At 67.7% G+C, this 21552-nt stretch carries 16 protein-coding genes; 9 read left to right on the top strand and 7 right to left on the bottom strand.

All coding sequences use genetic code 11. The features are described 5' to 3' along the window. Window positions 1-9 precede the first annotated feature (9 nt). The 5 genes from GOY17_RS06075 to pyrH all read right to left on the bottom strand — a co-directional run bounded on the left by GOY17_RS06075 (window position 10) and on the right by pyrH (window position 4215). Window positions 10-861, bottom strand: a complete 852-nt coding sequence (locus GOY17_RS06075) for a phosphatidate cytidylyltransferase (protein WP_157029703.1) — start codon at window positions 859-861, stop codon at window positions 10-12. Then, on the bottom strand, window positions 858-1625 hold the full coding sequence (gene uppS, locus GOY17_RS06080; RefSeq protein WP_157029704.1) for a polyprenyl diphosphate synthase: 768 nt from the start codon (window positions 1623-1625) through the stop codon (window positions 858-860). Before uppS ends, GOY17_RS06075 begins: the two co-directional genes overlap by 4 nt. Window positions 1626-1642: 17 nt before the next feature. Further along, complete coding sequence (gene frr / locus GOY17_RS06085; RefSeq protein WP_115840830.1) at window positions 1643-2200, bottom strand: ribosome recycling factor; 558 nt, start codon at window positions 2198-2200, stop codon at window positions 1643-1645. Between the two features lie 111 nt (window positions 2201-2311). After that, window positions 2312-3280 carry a cation diffusion facilitator family transporter gene (locus GOY17_RS06090; RefSeq protein ID WP_157029705.1) on the bottom strand — a complete coding sequence of 323 codons (969 nt, stop codon included), beginning with the start codon at window positions 3278-3280 and terminating at the stop codon, window positions 2312-2314. A 209-nt stretch (window positions 3281-3489) separates the two neighbouring features. Continuing rightward, window positions 3490-4215, bottom strand: a complete 726-nt coding sequence (gene pyrH, locus GOY17_RS06095) for a UMP kinase (RefSeq protein ID WP_115840828.1) — start codon at window positions 4213-4215, stop codon at window positions 3490-3492. 341 nt (window positions 4216-4556) lie between these two features. Between pyrH and GOY17_RS06100 the strand changes: the two genes are divergently transcribed. The 5 genes from GOY17_RS06100 to GOY17_RS06120 all read left to right on the top strand — a co-directional run bounded on the left by GOY17_RS06100 (window position 4557) and on the right by GOY17_RS06120 (window position 14037). Next, on the top strand, window positions 4557-7559 hold the full coding sequence (locus tag GOY17_RS06100; protein WP_157029706.1) for a TonB-dependent receptor: 3003 nt from the start codon (window positions 4557-4559) through the stop codon (window positions 7557-7559). 64 nt (window positions 7560-7623) lie between these two features. After that, window positions 7624-9174: a tetratricopeptide repeat-containing sulfotransferase family protein gene (locus GOY17_RS06105; protein ID WP_157029707.1), complete on the top strand. Its 1551-nt coding sequence runs from the start codon at window positions 7624-7626 to the stop codon at window positions 9172-9174. Between the two features lie 161 nt (window positions 9175-9335). Beyond that, the gene (locus GOY17_RS06110; RefSeq protein ID WP_332310580.1) at window positions 9336-10085 is read left to right on the top strand and encodes an RNA polymerase sigma factor; all 750 of its coding nucleotides are present in this window, start codon (window positions 9336-9338) and stop codon (window positions 10083-10085) included. Further along, complete coding sequence (locus GOY17_RS06115; RefSeq protein ID WP_157029708.1) at window positions 10082-11056, top strand: FecR family protein; 975 nt, start codon at window positions 10082-10084, stop codon at window positions 11054-11056. The genes GOY17_RS06110 and GOY17_RS06115 overlap by 4 nt, the downstream gene beginning before the upstream one ends. A 140-nt stretch (window positions 11057-11196) precedes the next feature. Then, window positions 11197-14037, top strand: a complete 2841-nt coding sequence (locus GOY17_RS06120; RefSeq protein WP_157029709.1) for a TonB-dependent receptor — start codon at window positions 11197-11199, stop codon at window positions 14035-14037. A gap of 664 nt (window positions 14038-14701) precedes the next feature. Here GOY17_RS06120 and tsf read toward each other — a convergent pair. Together tsf and rpsB are read right to left on the bottom strand one after the other, a co-directional pair. Beyond that, the gene (gene tsf, locus GOY17_RS06125; RefSeq protein WP_115840823.1) at window positions 14702-15583 is read right to left on the bottom strand and encodes a translation elongation factor Ts; all 882 of its coding nucleotides are present in this window, start codon (window positions 15581-15583) and stop codon (window positions 14702-14704) included. 135 nt (window positions 15584-15718) lie between these two features. After that, window positions 15719-16525 carry a 30S ribosomal protein S2 gene (rpsB, locus tag GOY17_RS06130; protein ID WP_115840822.1) on the bottom strand — a complete coding sequence of 269 codons (807 nt, stop codon included), beginning with the start codon at window positions 16523-16525 and terminating at the stop codon, window positions 15719-15721. Between the two features lie 350 nt (window positions 16526-16875). Here rpsB and map point away from each other — a divergent pair, with 350 nt between their 5' ends. The 4 genes from map to GOY17_RS06150 are packed head-to-tail and all read left to right on the top strand — an operon-like array spanning window position 16876 to window position 21552. Next, on the top strand, window positions 16876-17652 hold the full coding sequence (gene map, locus GOY17_RS06135) for a type I methionyl aminopeptidase (RefSeq protein WP_157029710.1): 777 nt from the start codon (window positions 16876-16878) through the stop codon (window positions 17650-17652). Continuing rightward, entirely contained in the window at window positions 17649-20282 is a 2634-nt protein-coding gene (glnD, locus tag GOY17_RS06140) for a [protein-PII] uridylyltransferase (RefSeq protein ID WP_157029711.1), read from the top strand. The genes map and glnD overlap by 4 nt, the downstream gene beginning before the upstream one ends. Next, the gene (gene dapD / locus GOY17_RS06145; RefSeq protein WP_157029712.1) at window positions 20283-21182 is read left to right on the top strand and encodes a 2,3,4,5-tetrahydropyridine-2,6-dicarboxylate N-succinyltransferase; all 900 of its coding nucleotides are present in this window, start codon (window positions 20283-20285) and stop codon (window positions 21180-21182) included. It abuts the gene before it with no gap. Between the two features lie 4 nt (window positions 21183-21186). Beyond that, on the top strand, window positions 21187-21552 hold the full coding sequence (locus GOY17_RS06150; protein ID WP_115840819.1) for a Spx/MgsR family RNA polymerase-binding regulatory protein: 366 nt from the start codon (window positions 21187-21189) through the stop codon (window positions 21550-21552).

The raw sequence follows: 21552 nt of genomic DNA on the forward strand, positions 1-21552 counted from the left end.
ACCATCGGATCAGAAACCAAGGAACGCCTTGCCGACGGCGAAGACCGGCAGCGCGGCGAGCACGCCGTCGATGCGGTCGAGGATGCCGCCATGGCCGGGAATCAGGTGGCCGGAATCCTTCACGCCCGCGTGCCGCTTGAGCAGGCTTTCGAACAGGTCGCCCACCACGGAGAACAGCACGGCCACCAACGACACCAGTGCGACCGCCGGCAGCTGGTTCGGCGTCGCGCCAGCCAGCAGCGCGAAGGCGATGCCGACCACGATGCCGGCGAGCACGCCGCCCATCAGGCCTTCGATCGTCTTGTTCGGACTGATGCGCGGCGCGAGCTTGCGCGGCCCGAACAGCTTGCCGCCGAGTTTGCGGCCGGCGAAGTAGGCGCCGCTGTCGGCAGCCCAGACGATGGCGAGCGCCGTGAGCAGCCAGCGGTGACCGTTGGGCTGGCCGGCATGGATCCAGGCCAGCGCGCACCACGCCGGAATGACGCTCAGCGCACCGGCCGCGAGCTTGAAGACGCGCGCGTAGGTTTCGTGGTCGCTGGCGAATTCGTACCGTCCAAGCCACACGAGTGCCAGCAGCCACCACACCACGCCGATGACGCAGGCGAGCTGGAACAGCACCATGCTGTAGCCCGTGGACGAACGCGACGCCCACACGATGGCGACCATCACCGCGAGGTGGGCGACCAGCAGCACGGTGCGGGCGAGCGTGTCTTCGATCTCGGCGAGGTCGAACCACTCCCACAGCCCCGCCAGGAACAGCACCGCCGCGACCGCGACCATCCAGGGCGTGGGCAGCAGCAGGATCGCGGCGATCGCGACCGGCGCCATCACCAGTGCGGCGAGCAGGCGGGTTCGGGTCATTCGGAAATCTCGTTGGTCGGGGCCGGCGCGACCTGCGCGCCGGTGAGGCCGAAGCGGCGCTGGCGGCCGGAATAGTCGTCCAGGGCGCGCTGCAGTGTGGCGGCATCCAATTCGGGCCACAACAGCTCGGTGAACCACAACTCGGTGTACGCCAGCTGCCACAGCAGGAAGTTGCTGATGCGCGTTTCGCCGCCGGTGCGGATGAACAGGTCCGGCGGAGGCAGCTCGGCCAGCGACATGCGCGACGCGAGTGCGCGCTCGTCGATCTCGTCCGGATCCAGGTGGCCTGCGGCGACGTCGTGGGCGAGCGAGCGTGCCGCCTGCGCGATGTCCCATCGCCCGCCGTAGCTGGCGGCGATGGTCAGGTGCAGGCGCGTGTTGGCGCGGGTGCGGTCCTCGGCGGCCGACATCTGCCGGCCGATCGCCTCGCTGAAGCGCTCGCGCTCGCCGATGAAGCGCACGCGCACGCCGCGGCGGTCGAGTTCGTCGACCTCGCGTTCCAGCGCGCCGAGGAACAGCTTCATCAGCGCGCCGACCTCATCCTCGGGGCGGCCCCAGTTCTCGCTGGAAAATGCGAACAGGGTGAGCGCCTCGATGCCGCGCTCGAGGCAGAAGTCGATGCACACGTTGACCGCGCGCGCGCCGGCGCGATGGCCGATCGCGCGAGGGCGACGACGACGCTCCGCCCAGCGCCCGTTGCCGTCCATGATGACGGCGAGGTGGCGCGGGACGCGGACGGCTGAGGTGGCAGGGTCGGACGACATGACGGGGCTCTGACCCGTCAGACCGCCATGAGTTCCTGTTCCTTCGCCTTGACCACTTCGTCGACGTCCTTGATCGCCGCGTCGGTGATCTTCTGGATCTCGGTCTCGGCGCGCGCCACGTCGTCCTCGGTCACCTGCTTGTCCTTCAGCAGTTCCTTGACCTGGTGGTTGGCGTCGCGACGGATGTTGCGGATCGCCACCTTGGCGTTCTCGCTCTCCGAGTGCACGAGCTTGGACAGCTCCTTGCGGCGCTCCTCGGTCAGCGCGGGGAGATTGAGGCGGATCACGGTGCCGGCGGTGTTCGGGGTGAGGCCGAGGTCGGAGGCGAGGATCGCCTTCTCGACCGCGCCGACCATCTGCTTCTCCCACGGGGTGATCGTCAGCGAGCGCGCATCGGAAATGGCGACGGTGGCGACCTGCGAGAGCGGCATGTCGGAGCCGTAGTAGTTCACTTTCAGGTGATCGACCAGCGCGGTAGTCGCGCGCCCGGTGCGGATCTTGATCAGGTCGTGGCGAAACGCGTCGACGCTCTTGGCCATGCGGGTCTGTGCGTCTTTCTTGATGTCGTTGAGCATCGCCGGCTCCGGTCCTGTTGCGGTAATCGCGGGATTATATAGGCACGCAGCGCGTCCCCGCCCGCGGGTCGCGGCCGGCGCGTGGACGGAACGTGATCCGGGCGGGCCGCCTCAGTGGGCGTGGTCGTGGTCGTGGCCGTGCGGGTGGCGGTGCTCGTGGGCCCCGTGCGGGGCGCGGTCGTGACGATCGTGTTCGCACGCGCGACCCAGCTCGACCTGGAGGGTCGGGTGGTTGATGCCGAAACGCTGGTCGAGCTCGCGGTTCAGCCGGTCGATGAAGGCGTCGTGTTCGCCCAGGTCGGTGCCCGCCATGGGGCGCACGAGGTGCGCCGTCATCGCGATTTCGCCCGCCCCGAGCGACCAGATGTGCAGGTGGTGCACGGCCTGCACGCCGGGCTGGGACGCAAGGAAGTCCTGCACCTCGGTCTGGCGGATGCTTGGTGGTACCGCGTCCATCGCGGCGTTGAAGGCGTCGCGCAGCAGCCCGAAGGCGCCCACCGCGACGACGACGCTCACCAGCAACGCGATCGCCGGGTCGAGCCACTCCCAGCCCAGCCACCAGATGCCGGCGCCTGCAATGACCGCGGCGAGCGATACCGCGGCATCGGCGATCAGGTGCAGGAACGCGCCGCGACGGTTGAGGTCCTGCTCATGACCCTCGCGTACCAGCCAGGCGGCGCCGAGATTCACCACGATGCCGATCGCCGCGACGATCATCACCGGCAGCGCCGGGATCTGCGGCGGCGCGTTGAAACGGCGCATCGCTTCCCAGGCCAGCGCGCCGGAGAAGCCGACCAGCAGCACGGCGTTCGCGAGCGGCGAAAGCAGCGTGGCACGGCGCCAGCCGTAGGTGTGGCGGTCGGTGGGCGCGCGTCGTGCCAGCGCCGCCGCGCCCCAGGCCAGGCCGAGGCCCAGCACGTCGCCGAAGTTGTGCAGCGCGTCCGACAGCAGCGCGAGCGAGTTGGTCGCAAAACCGTAGCCGGCTTCGAGCGCGGTGTAGGCGAGGTTGATCAGCGTGACGGCGGCGAAGGCGCGCGTCGAGCTGATCGCGGTGTGGTCGTGATGGTGTCCGTGGCCCATGCACTGGATGGTGGCATGGGCATCGGCGCGGACTCTATTACAGCGATCCAGCCGTCGAGGCGGCCTTTTCAGACGTCATCGCGGCAAGCGCCGGGATCGATTTTCGCTTTCCGGCATGGGGAGGCATGCACCGCAAACGTGGAGGTTGGCCCTCACCGACCCTCACCCCAACCCCTCTCCCGGTGGGAGAGGGGCCCAAGCACGGGCTCTCAGTTGTTGCGGCCCTGCACCAGCGTGCCGATATGTTCGCCGTTGAGGATCTTCAGTAGCTGCCCCGGCTGGCCCATATCGAAGATGCGCAGGGGCAGGTCGCTGTCGCGGCAGAGGGCGAAGGCCGCGGTGTCCATCACCTGCAGGTCGCGGGCGATCACCTCGTCGTAGCTGAGCTTTTCGAAACGCACCGCGTCGGTGTGCTTCTTCGGATCCTTGTCGTACACGCCGTCGACCTTGGTCGCCTTCAGCAGCAGGTCCGCGCCGATCTCGATCGCGCGAAGCGCCGCGCCCGAATCGGTGGTGAAGAACGGATTGCCCGTGCCGGCGGCGAAGATCGCGATCCGGCCCTTTTCCAGGTGGCGGATCGCGCGGCGGCGGATGTAGTCCTCGCACACGTCGTTGATCTTGATCGCGCTCATCACGCGGCAGCGGGCGCCGAGCTTTTCCAGCGCGTCCTGCATCGCCAGCGCGTTGATGACGGTGGCGAGCATGCCCATCTGGTCGCCGGTCACGCGGTCCATGCCGCCTGCAGCCAGGCCGGCGCCGCGGAAGATGTTGCCGCCGCCGATCACCAGCGCGACTTCGGCCCCGGCCTGCTGCGCCTCGATCACCTCGCGGGCGAGGCGGCCGATCATCTTCGGGTCGATCCCGTAATCTTCGTCCCCCATCAGCGCCTCGCCGGAAAGTTTGAGCAGGACACGGCGATAGGCGAGCTGGGACATGGGGGCCTCGGTGGTGGGTGGGCAAACGGCGGAATTGTACGGGATCGGGCGTCTTCGCCGCGGGACGCCTCCAAGGTCGCCGGGAGCCCCTCCCTGCCGCGACGCACCACGTCGCTAGAGCAACCGCAACGTACGGGCAAGCGCCGTTTTGTCCGGAAAGCCCCTCTCGGCTTTGCCGATGTTGTCGCCAGAACTTTCTGAATCCGCCTGTTATGGCTTGATTAAGACTATTTCACGTCGCGTGCATTGAAGCGCCGGGATGCCGAAAGTCATATTCGGCTCGCCTTCGGGGGGAAGGCATACCCATCACTTAGGGGATCCAAAACGTGGCAAGAACAACGATGAATCGTGCGCTGCGACGCAGCGCGCTGACGGTAGCGCTTGGCCTTTGTTTTGCGACTAACGTCCACGCCCAGTCGAATACGGCCGGCGCCGTCTTCGGCCAGGCGCAGGCGGGCGACACCGTGCTGGTCGAGAATCCGTCGACCGGTTTCAAACGCGAGATCCGCGTCGGCAGCGACGGCTCGTACCGCGCGTCCGCACTGCCGACGGGCAACTATCGCGTCACCCTGCAACGCGCCGACGGCACCACCTCGACGCGCGAGAACGTCACCGTCAACGTCGGTACCGGTACGTCGGTGAATTTCGCCGCAGCCGCTGCCAGCGGCGCGACGACGCTGGACGCGGTGCAGGTCACCGCGATGGCGATGGTCAACCCCATCGACGTCTCGTCGGTGGAATCGACCACCATCCTCACCGCCGAGCAGATCGCGAAGATCCCGGTGCCGCGCGACGTCACCAGCGTCGCGCTGCTGGCGCCGGGCACGGTGAAGGGCGATGCGGCCTTCGGCAACCTCGCCTCGTTCGGCGGTGCGTCGGTGGCCGAGAACGCCTACTTCGTCAACGGCTTCAACATCACCAACTCGTTCAAGGGCTTGAACTTCGCCAACATCCCGTTCGAGGCGATCGGCGAGCAGCAGATCAAGACCGGCGGCTACGGCGCCGAGTTCGGCCGCGCGCTGGGCGGCGTGGTCAACCTGATCACCAAGCGCGGCACCAACGAGTTCCACGCGGGCGGCAACATCTTCTACACGCCCGAAAGCCTGCGCGGCGACGGCAAGAGCCGCTATTCGCCCAGCGGCCTGCTCGTGGAAGACAACTCACGCGACAAGCTCGGCGACGAGACCATCGCGTCGGTGTGGGCCAGCGGCGCGCTGGTGAAGGACACGCTGTTCGGCTACGCGCTGGTGCAGTACGGCCGCGAAAGCGGCATCCGCAACTTCGGCGACAACATCAGCGTCGCCAACGACAGCGAAACCGCGAAGAACCCCAACTGGCTGGTCAAGCTGGACTGGAACATCAACGACGCCAACCTGCTGGAATTCACCGGCTTCTCCGACAAGAAGGAGAGCGAGCGCGACGTCTTCTCCAATCCGCAGGGCCAGAGCGTCCGCCAGAACTACCTGGGCACGGTGCACGACGAGAACGGCGGCGAAAACTACGTCCTGAAGTACACGGGCTATTTCACCGACACCTTCACGCTGAGCGCGCTGTACGGCACCGGCGAGTACAAGCGCAACAACTACGCGGTGAACGCCGCCGGCCAGCGTCTGGTCTACGACGGCAACGTCAGCCCCGACAACGCCACCGGTATCGTCGGCGCGCAGGGCTGCCCGCTGGTGACCGATGGTCGCCCCGACGCGGTCGCCGGACTCATTCCGGCGTACACCAGTTCGTGCGCGTTCCTGACCGGCGCAGACACCACCGCGCACAACCTCGGCCTGCAGGACGCACGCGACAAGCGCGAGCAGTTCCGCATCGATGCCGAATGGCAGCTGGGCGCGCACCTGCTGCGCTTCGGCTACGACACCGACACGTTCAAGTCGCGCGACGGCGAGGCGAGCGAGGGCGGCGCCGCATGGCGTTACGTGGTCCGCCGCGACGAGGAGATGGTGCGTCGTCGCGTCTTCCAGACCGGCGCGAACGTCGAGGTCGATTCGCGCGCGTTCTACGTCGAGGACAACTGGAGCATCACCGACAACTTCATCGCCTACGTCGGCCTGCGCTGGGACAGCTTCGAGAACAAGAACGGTGAAGGCCAGACCTACGTCAAGCAGGACAACCAGTTCGGTCCGCGCCTGGGCTTCTCGTGGGACGTCAACGGCGATTCGACGTTCAAGATCTTCGGTAACGCCGGTCGCTACGCGTTGCCGATCGCCTCGAACGTGGCAATCCGCGGTTCGAGCCCGTCGCTGTACAGCCAGGAGTACCTGTACTACGACGGCGTCGACCCGGTCACCGGCGCACCGATCAACCCGCACGCCACGGGCGATGCGCGCGACGCGCTGTCGTACCTCAACAACGAGTTCGGCACCGGCAAGGATCCGCGCACGGTAACGTCCAGGAACCTCGACCCGCAGTACCAGGACGAGTACATCCTCGGCTTCCAGGCGGCGATCACGGACAACTTCTCCGGCGGCGTGCGCGCGATCTACCGCGACCTCAAGCGCGGCATCGACGACCAGTGCGATTACCGCATCCTGGCCGAGTGGGCCGACGAGAACGGGTACGCCATCGACTCGTACAACCCGGCCTTCGCGTTCTGCCACATCTACAACCCCGGCAGCGACCTGGACATCCAGATCGACATCGACGCCGACGGCACGCTGGAAGACGTGTACATCCCGGCCGACCGCATCGGTCCGAAGGCCAAGCGCACCTACCAGGCGCTGGAGTTCTTCGCCGAAGGCCAGCTGACCGACAGGTTCTTCCTGCAGGGTTCGTACACCTGGGCGAAGAACAAGGGCAACGCCGAAGGTGGCGTGAAGTCCGACATCGGCCAGGACGACACCGGCGTGACGCAGGACTTCGACTATCCGGAGCTGATGATCGGTTCGGAAGGCTACCTGCCCAACGACCGTCGCCACACGCTGAAGCTGTTCGGCAACTACGAGTTCAACGACCAGTGGTCGGCCGGCGCGAACTTCCTCTACCAGAGCGGACGCCCGGTCAACTGCTTCGGCGTGAATCCGGTGGATGACGACATCGGTTACGGCAACAGCTACTTCTACTGCGACGGCGCCGTGGTGCCGCGTGGTACGGCCGGCCGTACGTCCGACATCTACAACCTGGACCTCAACGTGGCGTATCGCCCGTCCTTCGCCGAAGGACGACTGGCGCTGAAGGTGGACGTGTTCAACGTCTTCAACCGGCAGGACGCGCTGGCGGTGGACGAGTCCGGCGAGGACAGCACCGGCAACTCGCTGCGCGAGATCACGTACCTGACGCCGACCGTGTACCAGGCGCCGCGTGCGGTGCGTTTCATGGTGCAGTACAACTGGTAACCCGCAGTGCGCCGCGGCCGCCTCGTGCACAGGCACGGGGCGGCCGCGGCTTTTTTCGAGAGAGATGAGCCAGAGCATCGATTCCCTGCTGGAACGCGCCGAGCGGATGGCCGCGCAGCGCGATTTCGCCCAGGCGCGCCAGGCGCTGCACGCCGCGCAGACGCTCGCGCCCGACGATGCGCGCGCGTCGTTGCAGTTGTCGTACGTCGAATCCCTGGACGGCCATTACCGCGCCGCGCGCGAAGCCGCATTGCGCGCGCACGCGCTCAAGCCACGGAACGAGGCGTCGCTGCAGGAACTCGTGCGCCGGCTGCGCACGTTCAACGAAGCCGGCGCGATCCGCGACATCCTCCAGCGCCTGCCACCGCTGCGCGAGGTCGACATTCCGCTGCTGCTGACCATGGCCGCGCAGTTGAGTTACCTCAATCGCCAGCAAGAAGCGCTCGCGCTGCTGGACGAAGCCAGGCGGGGCGATCCCGATTACCCGCCGACGCTGGTGTCGCGCGGGCAGGTGCTCACCTACCTGGGCCGTTTCGACGAGGCCGAAGCCGATCTGATGCGCTGCGCGCGACGCGCGCCGGAACTCGCCTCGGCATGGTGGGCCTTATCCCGCCTGCGCAGGCAGACGCCGGAGTCGAACCACGTCGACGCGATCCGCGCGCAACTGGCGCGCCCGGGCCGTCGCGCGGACGACGTCGCGCTGCTCGCGTTCGCGCTGCACAAGGAATACGACGACCTCGGCGACGCCGCCGCGGCCTGGCAGGCGCTGGAGCTGGGCTGCCGCGCCAAGCGCTCGACGTTGCGCTACTCGGCGTCGGAAACCGCTGCGCTGGTGGACGCGCTCATCGCCGCGCCGACCTCGCCGGCGACGCATTCCGTCGCGATGGACGACGCCACGCCGATTTTCATCGTCGGCATGCACCGCTCGGGCACGACGCTGCTCGAACAGCTGCTCGCGGCGCATCCGGATGTCGCGGCACTGGGGGAGTTGTACGACTTCACTTCGCGCATGCGCGAAGCCACCGATCGGCATTGCCGCGGCGTGATCGACACGGCCGTCGTGAAGCGTGCGCGCGACGTCGATTTCGCCGGGGTCGGGCGTGGTTACCTCGACGGGGTCGCCTGGCGGCTCGACGGCGCGACCGCGTTCATCGACAAGCTGCCGACCAATTTCTTCCACATCGGCCATATCTGCCGCGCGCTGCCCAACGCGAAGATCCTCCACATGCGGCGGGACCCGATGGAGACGTGTTTCTCCAACCTGCGCGAGCTGTTCTCCAACGCGAACCCGCATTCCTACGGGCAGCACGAACTGGCCGACTACCACGCGCAGTACCAGCGCCTGATGGCGCACTGGCAGGCGCGCTTCCCCGGGCGCGTGCTCGACGTCGACTACGCGGCCCTGACCGCCGACCCCGAGCCGGTGATGCGCCAGGTCGCCGCCTTCTGCGGGCTGGACTTCATGCCGGCCATGCTCGACCCGCGTGGCGAAGGCCGCGGCGTCGCCACGGCCAGCGCCGTGCAGGTTCGTGAAGGCGTGCTCAGCCGCGCGGAACCCAAATGGCGCCGTTATTCCCGATGGCTCGAGCCAATGAGAACCGCGTTGCAGAGCTGAACGGACACGGCCGTGGGCGGTGGGGTAGGGGCGGCGGCCTGCGTTGATCTGGCATGGACGGACGCGCGCACCACCCACTCATGACGGATCCGGATGCCCCGACGGCGGCCGAGGCCTCCGCATGGGCGGCGCGCGCATGCTACAAATTCGCCTTGAGCGAAGTGCTGTCCGGTGATGAGGGCCTGCTTTCCGATGTGCAAGCGGGCTGGAAGTGGGGCGATCCGGACCGCGCCGAACCCGTCCCCGCTGGAGCCGCCGGTCCCTACCATGCGTTCGAATCGTTCTCGGCCTTCGGGCTGGCCCTGCCGCACGGCAAGGCGATCGGCATGACCCCGTCAGGCGCGATGCGATCCAGCCAGGACGAGGACGCCCACGCCGCGACCGGCGCGGGTGGGGACGGCTTCGACCAGTTCCTGCGCGAACACCGTCCGATGCTGGTCGCGTGGCTGAGCCGCCGCATCGGCGACGACGACGCCCAGGACGTCGCGCAGGAAGCGCTGGTGCGCCTCATGCGTTACCGCGCGCAGCCGGTCGAACAGCTGCGTCCGCTGATGTACCGCATCGCCATCAACGTGATCCACGACCGCGGTCGCCGCGATTCGACGCGGCAGGTCTTCGCGCACGTGAGCCTGGACCAGGATTTCGTCGGCCTGCCGTCGCTGGAACCCACCCACGAGACGCGCATCGGGCACGAACAGGAACTGGCGCTGGTGCGCGCGGCGATCCTGCAACTGCCGGAGCGCTGCCGGCAGGTGTACCTGCTCAACCGCATCGATGGGCTGAGTTACAGCCAGATCGCGCAGCACTGCGGGATCTCGGTGAAGGCCGTCGAGAAGCACATCGGAAAGGCGCTGTCGCTGCTGCGTACGAAGCTGCGCAGCGAAGGCGCCGATCGCGAGGAACGCACATGAACACACGGACGTGGCAGCCGGCCGACGGCGAGGCTGAAGCGTGGATGGCGCGCCTGATGGCGCCCGACTGCACGCCGGCCGACCGGGCAGCCTTCGAGGACTGGCTGGCGCAATCGCCGCGGAACATCGAAGCGTGGCTGGAAATGGAGCGCGTGCAGGCGCTGTCGGCGCAACTGCGCTCCGACGAGATGCTTCGCGCGACCACGCGCGCCATCCGCCGCACGCCCGCGCGCCCGTTCAACGCGTGGCTGCCGGCTGCCGCTGCCGCGGTGCTGGTGGTCGCCGTGGCGGCGATCTGGTGGCGCTACGAGCCGGAAACCGCCGCGACTTCGCATCGCTACGCCACCACGACGGGCGAGCAGAGCGAAGTGACGCTCGCCGACGGCACCGTCGTACTGCTCGACACCGGCACGCAGCTCACGGCCACGTTCGATTCGCGCGAACGCGTCGTCGAACTCGAGCGCGGCCGTGCGCAGTTCGTCGTCGGCGTCGATGCTCAGCGGCCGTTCCTGGTGAAGGCCGGCCTGAGCGTCGTGCGCGACGTCGGCACGACCTTCCAGGTCGCTCGGCGCGAGGGCGCGGTGGACGTAGGGCTGCTCGAAGGCCGCGTCGACGTGAGCACGACGGGCGATCGCACCGTCGCGCGCCTGGCGCCTGGTGAGGCGGTGAGCGTGGATGCCACTGGCCGCATCGGTCCGAAGGCGCCGCTGGACGTGGCGAGCGCGCGCGCCTGGCCGCAGGGCGACCTGGTGTTCAAGCAGCGCCGCCTGGACGAGCTGCTGGCGGAGATGAACAAGTATTCGAAGCAGCAGGTGCGGCTGGCCGATCCGGCGCTCGGCGGGCTCACCGTGAGTGGCGTCTTCCACGCCGGCGACCAGGATGCGCTGGTGGCGGTGCTGGAGCGCGGCTGGTCGCTGCGTGCCGAACGTCGCGGAGCGGACGAGATCGTGCTGCATCGTCGCGACAACTGACGCGTACGACGCTCCTGCCGGTAGCGGTCAAGCGAACGGCGGCATTGCTTTCGCAGCGGGATCGTTAAACAAACGTTGCGCGGCGAAGCCGCGCTCTCGTATCGTGTGAGCAACTTTCACGTTGACTCGCGCAATCGCCAATGGCCAGGAAGTTCCGACTCGCCCTCGCCATTGCCGGAGCCCTCTCGATGGCCTGCGCGGCGGCGCCGGTGTGCGCCGCGGAGTCGACGTCGCCCGCGTCCGTACGCTTCGTCATTCCGGCCGGCAGCCTCGACCACGCATTGCAGACGCTCGCCACGCAGGGCCGCGTACAGTTGATGTATGCGCCCGCGCTGGTCGGCGAACGCCGATCGTCCGGCCTGCAGGCCGACCTGCCGGCGGCGCGCGCACTCGACGTGCTGTTGCAAGGCAGCGATCTGCACGCCGTACAGGTCACGCCGAACACGTTCCTGATCGAACGCGCGCCGGCGCTTGAGGTTGCGCCCCCGGTGCCCGCGCCAGTGCGCGAGCCTGTCGAACTGGCGACGGTGGAAGTGACCGGCACGCACATTCCGCGCGCGTCGATCGACGTCGTCACGCCCGCGCCGCTCACGCGCATCAGCCGCGCGCAGATCGAGGCGAGCGGCTACCAGACGGTGTTCGAACTGCTGAGCTACCAGCCCGGCATGATCAGCCACCATCCGGTGGACGTGGCGACCGACGGCAGCTTCAACTCGCAGCAGCCCTTCGCCGCCGCGGCGACGACGAGCCTCTACGGCCTGGGCCCGCGCGCGACACTGATCCTGATCGACGGACGTCGCGTAGCGAACTACGGCCTTGCATCGGCCGACCTTGGCGGCCTGACCGACCTCAACGGCATTCCGCTCACGATGGTCGACCGCATCGAAGTGATGCGCGGCGGCGCGTCGGCGATCTACGGCGCCGACGCGATGGCCGGCGTCATCAACATCATCCTGAAGAAGGAACAGCAGGGTGGCGAAGTCACCGCGCGCTACGGCTTGTCCGAGCGCGGCGACGCCGAGCAGCGACGCCTGTCGCTGAGCTATGGCGAAGCAACAAAGCGCGGCGGCAACTTCTTCCTCGGTGCCGATTACTTCCACCGCGAGGCCCTGGAGGGCGATGCGCGCTCGTGGCGTACCGCCGACCTGAGCCGCCATGGTCTTGCCGACCGGCGCATTCCGCTGGGCTATTTCAGCCTGTTCGACCTGGAAATCATCCAGCCTGCGTGCCCGGACGATGTGCGTGCCGCGAACGGCGGCTGCTTTCTCGACGTGCCGCGTTATCTGACGCTGCAGCCGGAACTGGAAAGCGGAGCGGTCTACGCGCGCCTGCGCCAGCCGCTCGGCGATACGCTCGAATTCGACGGCTCGCTTCGCCTCGGACAGGTGCGCCAGAGCCTGCAGGCGGCGCCGCTGCACGGCGCGATCCCGATGCCGGATGGACATCCGGACAACCTGTTTCCCGATATCCCCACGCAGCTGGACTACGCCTTCTTCGACGTTGGCCCGATCCGCAGTCGCAGCGAGTCGCGCACGGTCGACCTGGACCTGGGGCTGTCGGGCCTGTGGCGCGACTGGGAGTGGCGCGCGGGCGCGTCGCACCATCAAAGCCGTGTCGACAACCAGATCGACGGGCTGATCAGCAACGCCGCGCTGTCGCAGGCGCTGGTCGACTACAGCTACCGCTTCAATTCGCCCGACAACCCGCCCGACGTGCTGCGCGCGTTGTCGCCGCGGGTGGAAGTGGAAGGTGAGGCGCGCTTCGATCAGTTCACCTTCGCGGTGAACGGCTCGTGGTTCTCGCTGCCCGGCGGCGAGGCGCAGACCGCGCTCGGCGTGGAATGGATGCGCGATGCGCTGCGCAACGAACCCGACCAGCGCATGCTCGACGGCGACGTCGCGCTCGGCGCGCAGAAGAGTCGGCTCGACGACAGCCAGACCAGTTCGGCGTTCTATGCCGAGATGAGCCTGCCGGTCGCGACGTGGCTGCACGCCGACCTCGCATGGCGCATCGACAGCCGCCAGGGGTACGGCAGCGAAACCTCGCCCATGTTCGGGCTGAAGTGGATGCCGATGGAGACGCTCACCGTGCGCGCGACGTCGGCGACCGGGTATCGCGCGCCATCGCTGTTCGAACTGCGCCGGCCGAGCATCGCCGGCGGCACGTTCGAAGTCGTCGAAGCGACGCCGGCGATGGCGCCCTGCGCGATTCCGACGAACTTCATGGGCGTGGACTACTGCATCGTCACGCACGGTGCGATCGAGAATCCCGACCTTGCGCCGGAGACCTCCCGCAGCCAGACGCTGGGCCTGGTGTGGGCGCCGACGCAGGCGTTCGACGTGAGCCTGGACCGCTTCCGCATCCGCCGTCGCAACGAAATCGTGACGACCGATGCGTTGTCCGATCCGGAAGCGTTCCCGCTATCGCACGAACGCAATGAGCAGGGGCAACTCGTCGCGATCAACGACTACTTCACCAACGTGGGCCGCACGCAGGTGGACGGATGGGAACTGCAATCGGAGTACCGCCTCGATACCGCATCCTCGGGGCGTTTCACCTTCCGGCTCGCGGCGAGCTACCTTGAATCGCTGACGCGACAGGCGAGCCCGGACGCACCGGAACTCGATTACGCCGGACACGGTTCGCCGAAGCGTTCGGTGCTGGCGGGGGCGGAGTGGATGTTCGGCGACTGGATCACCACGCTCAATGTGCACCAGCTCGGTCCGGTGGAGATCGCATCGCCCGCGGGCACGTGCCCGACGCTCAACACGCAGGCGGGGCGTTGCCGCACGCCGTCGTCGACCACGGCCGACCTGTATCTGGCGTACACCGGGTTCGACAGCTGGCGGTTGTCGCTGAACATCGACAACCTCACCGATCGCGAGCCGCGCAACTACGATCCGGCGAAGGGCGGTTACGACATCGCCTACGACGACCCGCGCGGTCGTTATTACCTGGTGAGCGCGGCGTACCGGTTCTGAGATGGATGGCTTAGGGGCGTTCGTCGCTCGTAGCGGCGGGCGTTCGCCATGGCTCAGCGGCATTCCCGCCGTAGCTGGGCACTCCGACACACTCGAACCCACCTCACCGTCATTCCCGCGAAGGCGGGAATCCATGGACTTTCCACGCTCTCACGACACGGTCAAAGCGTCGGGATGCCCGTCATAGGGGCCCACACGGAAAGCCTGGAACGTCTCTGGATTCCCGCCTTCGCGGGAATGACGAGCATGAGCGGAGAACTGCGGCGCTAAAACCAAGGCCTCCCGCGTCCCGCGCCGCATTCAGCCTGCGACCTCAAAAAAAGGTCGGAACGGGGTAGGGGGGATGCAATCGGCGCGCGTTATGGAGAACGAAGAGGAATCAGGACGACGGATACGGATGTCTCCGCGCCACGGATGGCGCACTTCTTCGGCGGTCCATCTTGGGCGGCCACGACTCATGCGTACCAGGAGGGTGCGTACTGGCGGGAACCACGGGACTCGCCACCGGATCGAAGCGGACCCTGCCGCCTAGATCCCTTCTGGAGAGGCCCCGGACGGCTTCTCCAGACCTTCCCCCGGCGGCGCCGCCTCTCCCCCGCGCCGCAGCAAACGGAAAAGGCCGCGATCGCTCGCGGCCTTTTCTCTGTCCGAAGGGACCGGAGGCTTACGCCAGGCCAGCCTGCTTCATGACTTCGGCGGCGTAGTCTTCCACCACCTTCTCGATGCCTTCGCCCACGGCCAGGCGCTGCATGCTGACCACTTCGGCGCCGGCGGCCTTCAGGACCTGCTCGACGGTCTGGTTGGTGTCCAGCACGTACGGCTGGCCGTACAGCGTGACCTCGTTGACGATCTTGGCGATCTTGCCGCTGATGATCTTCTCGAGGATGTCGGCCGGCTTGGCCTTGTCCTTGTCGGACATCTTGGCCAGCTCGATTTCCTTTTCCTTCGCGACGAAGTCGGCCGGGACGTCCGACGCCTTGATGTGCGGCGGGTTCATCGCGGCGACGTGCATCGCCAGGCCGCGGGCCAGGTCGGCGTCGCCGCCCTTGACCTCGACCAGCACGCCGATCTTGCCGCCGTGCACGTAGGCCGCGACGTTGTTGTTGCCGTCGACCAGCGCGATGCGACGCACCTGGATGTTCTCGCCGAGCTTGGCGATCGCGGCGGCGCGGGCTTCCTCGACCGTCTCGCCCGAGGCGAGCTTGGCGGCCTTGACGCCTTCGACGTTCGTGGCGCCGGAGGTCAGCGCGGCGTTGGCGACCGCGTTGGCGAAGGCGAGGAAGTTCTCGTCCTTGGCGACGAAGTCGGTCTCGGAGTTGATCTCGACCAGCACGGCCTTGCCGCCGTTCTGGGCGACGGCGATGCGGCCTTCGGCAGCGACGCGGTCGGCCTTCTTGTCGGCCTTGGCCAGTCCCGACTTGCGCAGCCACTCGGCCGCGGCGTCGATGTCGCCGTTGTTCTCGGTGAGCGCCTTCTTGCACTCCATCATGCCGGCGCCGGTGCGCTCGCGCAGTTCCTTGACCAGGGAAGCGGTGATTTCTGCCATGGGGGTACCTCTGAATGGTGAAGGGCGGGCAGGGCCCGCCTTTGCGATTTCAATACGTGGGCGGGATCGACCCGCCGACGCGAAAACGTGGATGTGGCCGCGACGACAGCGTCGCGCGGCCACATGACGCGGTCCTTACTCGGCCGCTTCGGCCTTCTTGCCGGCAGCCTTCTTGGCCGGGGCGCGGCGCGGAGCCTTGCCTTCCTCGCCTTCGGCGGCTTCGGCGAAGTCTTCCTCGCGGACCGACGCGGCCTGCGGAGCGGCGGCCTTGCCTTCCAGCACGGCGTCGGCGGCGGCACGGGCGTACAGCTGCACGGCGCGGATGGCGTCGTCGTTGCCCGGGATGGCGTAGTCGACCAGGGCCGGATCGTAGTTGGTGTCGACGACGGCGATGACCGGGATGCCGAGCTTCTTGGCTTCCTTGATCGCGATGTCTTCGTGGCCGATGTCGATCACGAACAGCGCGTCGGGCAGGCGGTTCATGTCCTTGATGCCGCCCAGCGAGGCTTCCAGCTTGTCGCGCTCACGGCGCAGGCCCAGCACTTCGTGCTTGACCAGCTTCTGGAACGTGCCGTCGGTTTCGGCCGCTTCCAGCTCCTTCAGGCGCTGGACCGACTGCTTCACGGTGCGGAAGTTGGTCAGCGTGCCGCCCAGCCAACGCTGGTTCATGTACGGCATGCCGCAACGCTCGGCCTCTTCCTTGATCGCCTCGCGCGCGCTGCGCTTGGTGCCGAGGAACAGGATCATGCCGCGCTTCTGGGCGATGCCCGAGATGAAGTTCATCGCGTCGTTGAACAGCGGAACCGTCTTCTCGAGGTTGATGATGTGGATCTTGCCGCGGGCGCCGAAGATGTACGGGCCCATCTTCGGGTTCCAGTAACGGGTCTGGTGGCCGAAGTGGACGCCGGCTTCGAGCATCTGGCGCATGGTGATCTGGGGCATTGCTTGTAACTCCAGGCAGTGGAACCGGCCGCCAGCGTGAACAGAGCACGGTGTGATGGCGGTGCCGCCGGCAGGGCCGGGGCGAGGGTTCCGGGGTTGGGCCTCCCCGCAGCGTTCGTGGCCGAACCAGGCGTCCTGCTGGACGTCCGGCACCCCGGCACGACGTGTGGCTGCGGGTGTGTATTCGCCTGCGTCCGGACGGGTCCGGTGCGCTTTCGCCCTGGCGTGGGCGTCAGGATCGGCGCAAGGCCGGTCGCTGAGCCGCGGAAGTGTAGCCGCAACAGGCTGTTACGGCAACTTCGGGCAACCCGGAGAGCCTGAACGGACTGCGGATGGGCCATAATGGCGCCATGCCCATCACCATCAAGACCCCCGAAGAGATCGAGAAGATGCGCGTCGCCGGCCGCCTGGCCGCCGAGGTGCTCCAGGTCGTCGCGCCGCACGTCAAGGCGGGCGTGACCACCGAGGAACTGGACCGCATCTGCCACGATCACATCGTCAACGTGCAGAAGGCGATCCCGGCCAACGTCGGCTACAAGGGATTCCCCAAGACCGTCTGCACCTCGGTCAACAACGTCATCTGCCACGGCATCCCCAGCGACGCCAAGGTCCTGAAGGACGGCGACATCGTCAACATCGACGTCACCGTCATCAAGGACGGCTGGCATGGCGACACCAGCCGGATGTACGTCGTCGGCAATCCCTCGGTCATGGCCCGGCGCCTGGTCGACGTGACCCGCGAGGCGATGTTCCGCGGCATCCGCACCGTCACGCCGGGCGCGACCCTGGGCGACATCGGCGCGGCGATCCAGCAGTACGCCGAATCCGAGCGTTTCAGCGTCGTGCGCGAGTACTGCGGTCACGGCATCGGCAAGATCTACCACGAGGATCCGCAGGTCCTGCATTACGGCCGCAACGGCGAAGGCCTGGTGCTGAAGCCCGGCATGACCTTCACCATCGAACCGATGATCAACGAGGGTACGCGCTACACCAAGCTGCTGCCCGACGGCTGGACCGTGGTGACCAAGGACCGCAAGTTGTCCGCGCAGTGGGAGCACACCGTCGCCGTGACCGAGGACGGCGTGGAAATCCTCACCCGCGTGCCGGGTGACGACAACGATCTATGAGCGAGCCTTCCGCCGTCGATGAACCCTCGGCGGCGCAGGGCAGTGCCGATCCGGCCGCGTCCATCCGCGCGGCCATCGCCACGGTAGACGCCGGCCTCGCCAAGGCCTTCGACGCCGACCCGAACGCCGACATCGACCGCCTGCTCGCCGCGCGCGCGGGCGCGATGGACGCGCAGGTGCGCGCGGCGTGGAATGCATGCATTCCCGCCGACGCGCCGCTGGCGCTGTTCGCCATCGGCGGCTACGGCCGGGCCGAACTGTTCCCGCAATCCGACGTCGACCTGCTGGTGCTGGCCGAACCGGACGCACAGGCCGCGCATGCCGACGCGTTGTCGCGCTTCGTCGCGCTGCTGTGGGACGGCGGCGTGCCCGTCGGCCACGCCGTGCGCTCGCCCGCGCAGTGCACCGAAGCGGCGGCCGACATCACCGTGCTCACCTCGATGCTGGAAGCGCGCCCGCTGATCGCGCAGGTCGAACACCTGCATGCGTTGCAGGCGGCCATCGCGCCCAGCCTCGTCTGGCCGGCGCGCGAGTTCTTCGCCGCAAAGCGCGAGGAACTGCGCCTGCGCCACGCGCGTTACGAAGACACTGCCGACAACCTCGAGCCCAACCTGAAGGAAGGCCCGGGCGGCCTGCGCGACGTGCAGACGCTGCGCTGGATGGCGCTGCGCATCGTCGGCACGGGCGATCTGGAATCGCTGGTGGCCATCGGCCAGTTCGGCGCGGACGAACTGTCCACGCTCGAACGCGAACGTCGCGCGCTCTCGCGCCTGCGCTTCGGCCTGCACCTGGTGGCCGGCAAGCGCGAGGAGCGCCTGCGTTTCGATTACCAGAAGGTGCTCGCGCAGCGGCTGGGCCATGTCGACAACGCCGACAACCTTGCCGTCGAGCAGATGATGCAGGGCTTCTATCGCAGCGCCGCGCTGGTGCTGCGCATCGGCGAGCGCCTGCTGCAGCGGTTCGAGGAGCAGATCGAAGGCGAAAGCACGCCGATCGAGATCGACCACGCCTTCGAACTACGCCGCGATTACCTCTGCGCGCGCGACCCGCACTGGCCGCGCGATGCCTACGACGTGTTCGCGCTGTTCGCCGTGTGGGCCTCGCACGATGCGGTGCGCGGCCTGCATTCGCGCACGGCGCGCGCGCTGGCCGAATCGCTGTCGCGCGTGCCGGCGTTCCAGCAGGCCGAACCCGCGCTGCGCGAGCGTTTCATCGCGCTGCTGCGCGGCCCGCATCCGGTGCACGCGCTCGAACGCATGGCACGCCTGGGCGTGCTCGGGCGCTGGATTCCCGCGTTCGCGAAAGTCTCCGGCCGCATGCAGTTCGACCTGTTTCATGTGTTCACGGTCGACCAGCACACGCTCGCCGTGCTGCGCAATCTCGCGCGTTTCGCGTCGGGCATCGCGGATGAGCGCTTCAGCATCGCGCACGAAGTCTGGCCGCGCCTGCGCAAGCCGGAACTGCTGCTGCTCGCGGGCCTGTTCCACGACATCGGCAAGGGCCGCGGCGGCGATCATTCCGAACTCGGCGCGGAAGATGCGCGCATCTTCTGCAGCACGATGGGCCTGTCGCAGGCCGACGGCGCGCTGGTGGAATGGCTTGTACGCCAGCACCTGCTGATGTCGGTGACCGCGCAGAAGCAGGACATCGCCGATCCCGAGGTGATCCACCGCTTCGCCGGGAAGGTCGCCGATCGCGAACGCCTCGATCATCTCTACCTGCTGACGTGCGCCGACATCGCAGGCACGTCGCCGAAGCTGTGGAACGCGTGGAAGGACCGGTTGCTGGCCGATCTCTACACCGCCACGCGCCTGGCGTTGCGCCGCGGACTCGAACACCCGGTCGCGGGCGACGAACGTGCGAACGAAACGCGTGATGCCGCGCGGGCGATGCTCGCGACGATGGGCGTTCGCGACGAGGAAGTCGACGCGCTGTACGCGCGCATGCCGGACATCGGCTTCCAGCGCGGCCGTCCCGACCAGATCGCGTGGCAGGCGGCGTCGCTGCGCGGCGTTGAAGTCGGCGAGACGCGCGTGCGTGCGCGTGCGCTCGGCGAACACGCCGGTGCGCTCGAAGTCTTCGTGCACTCGCCCGACCGCGATGGACTGTTCGCCGCGATCGTCGCGACGCTCGATCGCCTTGGCCTCGCGATCCAGCAGGCGCGCGTGCTCGACGGGCCCAACGGCATGGTGTTCGACAGCTTCGAAGTCGTGCCGATCGACCCGCGTTGCCCGCCGACGACGGACGAGGTCGAGCAGCGCCTCGGCACGGCGCTCGGCGGCGACCTCGACCGCATCAGGCCCGCGCGTCGCGCGCAGCCGCGCCATCTGAAGCACTTCCGCATCGCGCCGCAGATCGGCTTTGACACGCTCGAAGGCGAGCAGGGCACGCGCACGATGCTGAGCCTGGTGTGCACCGACCGTCCGGGGCTGCTGGCCGACGTGACGCACGCGATCCGCAGCCAGGGGCTGCGCGTGCACGATGCGCGCATCGCGACTTTCGGCGAGCGCGCCGAGGACGTGTTCCAGATCACCCATCCCCATCACGACGGGCGCGAAGGCGCGCTCGACGAAACGCAACGGCAGGCGCTACGCCAGGCCTTGCTCGCCTGCCTCGAAGGAGACTGTTGAATGGCTGTGCAGAAGAAGACCGTCCGCAAGACCGCGCGCAAGAAGAAGGTGGTGCCGGCCGCGCCGGGCGTGGACGAGCTGAAGTTCATGATCGACAGCGCGTTCGAGCGCCGCGCGATGCTGACGCTCGACGAGATCGAAGGCTCGACGCGCCCGACGGTCGAACGCGTGATTTCGGGCCTGGAAAGCGGTGAGTTCCGCGTCGCCGAGCCCGATGGCAAGGGCGGCTGGACGGTCAACGAATGGCTGAAGAAGGCGGTGCTGCTGTACTTCCGCGTGAACGACATGCAGGTCGTCGATGGCGCGCCCGCGCCGTTCTGGGACAAGGTGCCCGCGCGTTTCGAAGGCTTCGGCGAATCGGACTTCCGCAAGCTCGGCGCGCGTGTCGTGCCGGGCGCGATCGCGCGTCGTGGCGCGCACATCGGCAAGGACGTCGTGCTGATGCCGAGCTTCGTCAACATCGGCGCGCACGTCGGCGAAGGCACGATGGTCGATACGTGGGCAACGGTCGGTTCGTGCGCGCAGGTCGGCAAGCATTGCCATCTCTCCGGCGGCGCGGGCATCGGCGGCGTGCTGGAACCGTTGCAGGCCAGCCCGACGATCATCGAGGACCACTGCTTCATCGGCGCGCGTTCGGAAGTGGTGGAAGGCGTCGTCGTCGGCCACCACAGCGTGATCGGCATGGGTGTGTTCCTGGGCCAGAGCACGCGCATCTACAACCGCGCGACGGGCGAGATTTCCTACGGCTACGTGCCGCCGTACAGCGTCGTCGTTTCCGGCCAGCTGCCGGCGAAGGACGGCTCGCATTCGCTGTATTGCGCGGTGATCGTGAAGCAGGTCGACGCGAAGACGCGCAGCAAGACGAGCATCAACGACCTGCTGCGCGGTCTGGCGGAGTAACGCCTTGACCACGCTCTACGGACTCAACAATTGCGACACCTGCAAGAAGGCCCGCAAGTGGCTGGAACGCTTCGGCGTCGCGTATTCCTTCGTCGATTACCGCGACCAGCGCCAGGCACCGGACACGCTGGTGGAGTGGAAGGACAAGCTCGGCGGCTGGGACGCGATGATCAACAAGTCGTCCACGACGTGGCGCACGCTGCCCGACAACCGCAGGACGCCGGGTTCGGACGCGGAATGGAAGCTTCTGCTGAAGGAATACCCGCAGCTGATCCGCCGCCCGCTGGTGGTCGCCGACGACGGCACGATCGCGCAGGGCTTCAGCGACAACGGCTTCAAGAAGCGCTTCGGAGTGGGTTCGCTTGGCTGA

It is taken from the genome of Lysobacter soli (assembly GCF_009755585.1).
In the GTDB taxonomy this organism is placed as follows: Bacteria; Pseudomonadota; Gammaproteobacteria; order Xanthomonadales; family Xanthomonadaceae; genus Lysobacter_J; species Lysobacter_J soli.

Bases quoted from the DNA above. Each gene is read 5' to 3' on its own strand.
- rpsB (WP_115840822.1), bottom strand. From the start codon at position 16,525: ATGCCCCAGATCACCATGCGCCAGATGCTCGAAGCCGGCGTCCACTTC.
- GOY17_RS06120 (WP_157029709.1), top strand. From the start codon at position 11,197: ATGGCCAGGAAGTTCCGACTCGCCCTCGCCATTGCCGGAGCCCTCTCG.
- glnD (WP_157029711.1), top strand. From the start codon at position 17,649: ATGAGCGAGCCTTCCGCCGTCGATGAACCCTCGGCGGCGCAGGGCAGT.
- frr (WP_115840830.1), bottom strand. From the start codon at position 2,200: ATGCTCAACGACATCAAGAAAGACGCACAGACCCGCATGGCCAAGAGC.
- pyrH (WP_115840828.1), bottom strand. From the start codon at position 4,215: ATGTCCCAGCTCGCCTATCGCCGTGTCCTGCTCAAACTTTCCGGCGAG.
- dapD (WP_157029712.1), top strand. From the start codon at position 20,283: ATGGCTGTGCAGAAGAAGACCGTCCGCAAGACCGCGCGCAAGAAGAAG.
- uppS (WP_157029704.1), bottom strand. From the start codon at position 1,625: ATGTCGTCCGACCCTGCCACCTCAGCCGTCCGCGTCCCGCGCCACCTC.
- GOY17_RS06105 (WP_157029707.1), top strand. From the start codon at position 7,624: ATGAGCCAGAGCATCGATTCCCTGCTGGAACGCGCCGAGCGGATGGCC.
- GOY17_RS06115 (WP_157029708.1), top strand. From the start codon at position 10,082: ATGAACACACGGACGTGGCAGCCGGCCGACGGCGAGGCTGAAGCGTGG.
- GOY17_RS06075 (WP_157029703.1), bottom strand. From the start codon at position 861: ATGACCCGAACCCGCCTGCTCGCCGCACTGGTGATGGCGCCGGTCGCG.
- GOY17_RS06100 (WP_157029706.1), top strand. From the start codon at position 4,557: ATGAATCGTGCGCTGCGACGCAGCGCGCTGACGGTAGCGCTTGGCCTT.
- map (WP_157029710.1), top strand. From the start codon at position 16,876: ATGCCCATCACCATCAAGACCCCCGAAGAGATCGAGAAGATGCGCGTC.
- GOY17_RS06090 (WP_157029705.1), bottom strand. From the start codon at position 3,280: ATGGGCCACGGACACCATCACGACCACACCGCGATCAGCTCGACGCGC.
- tsf (WP_115840823.1), bottom strand. From the start codon at position 15,583: ATGGCAGAAATCACCGCTTCCCTGGTCAAGGAACTGCGCGAGCGCACC.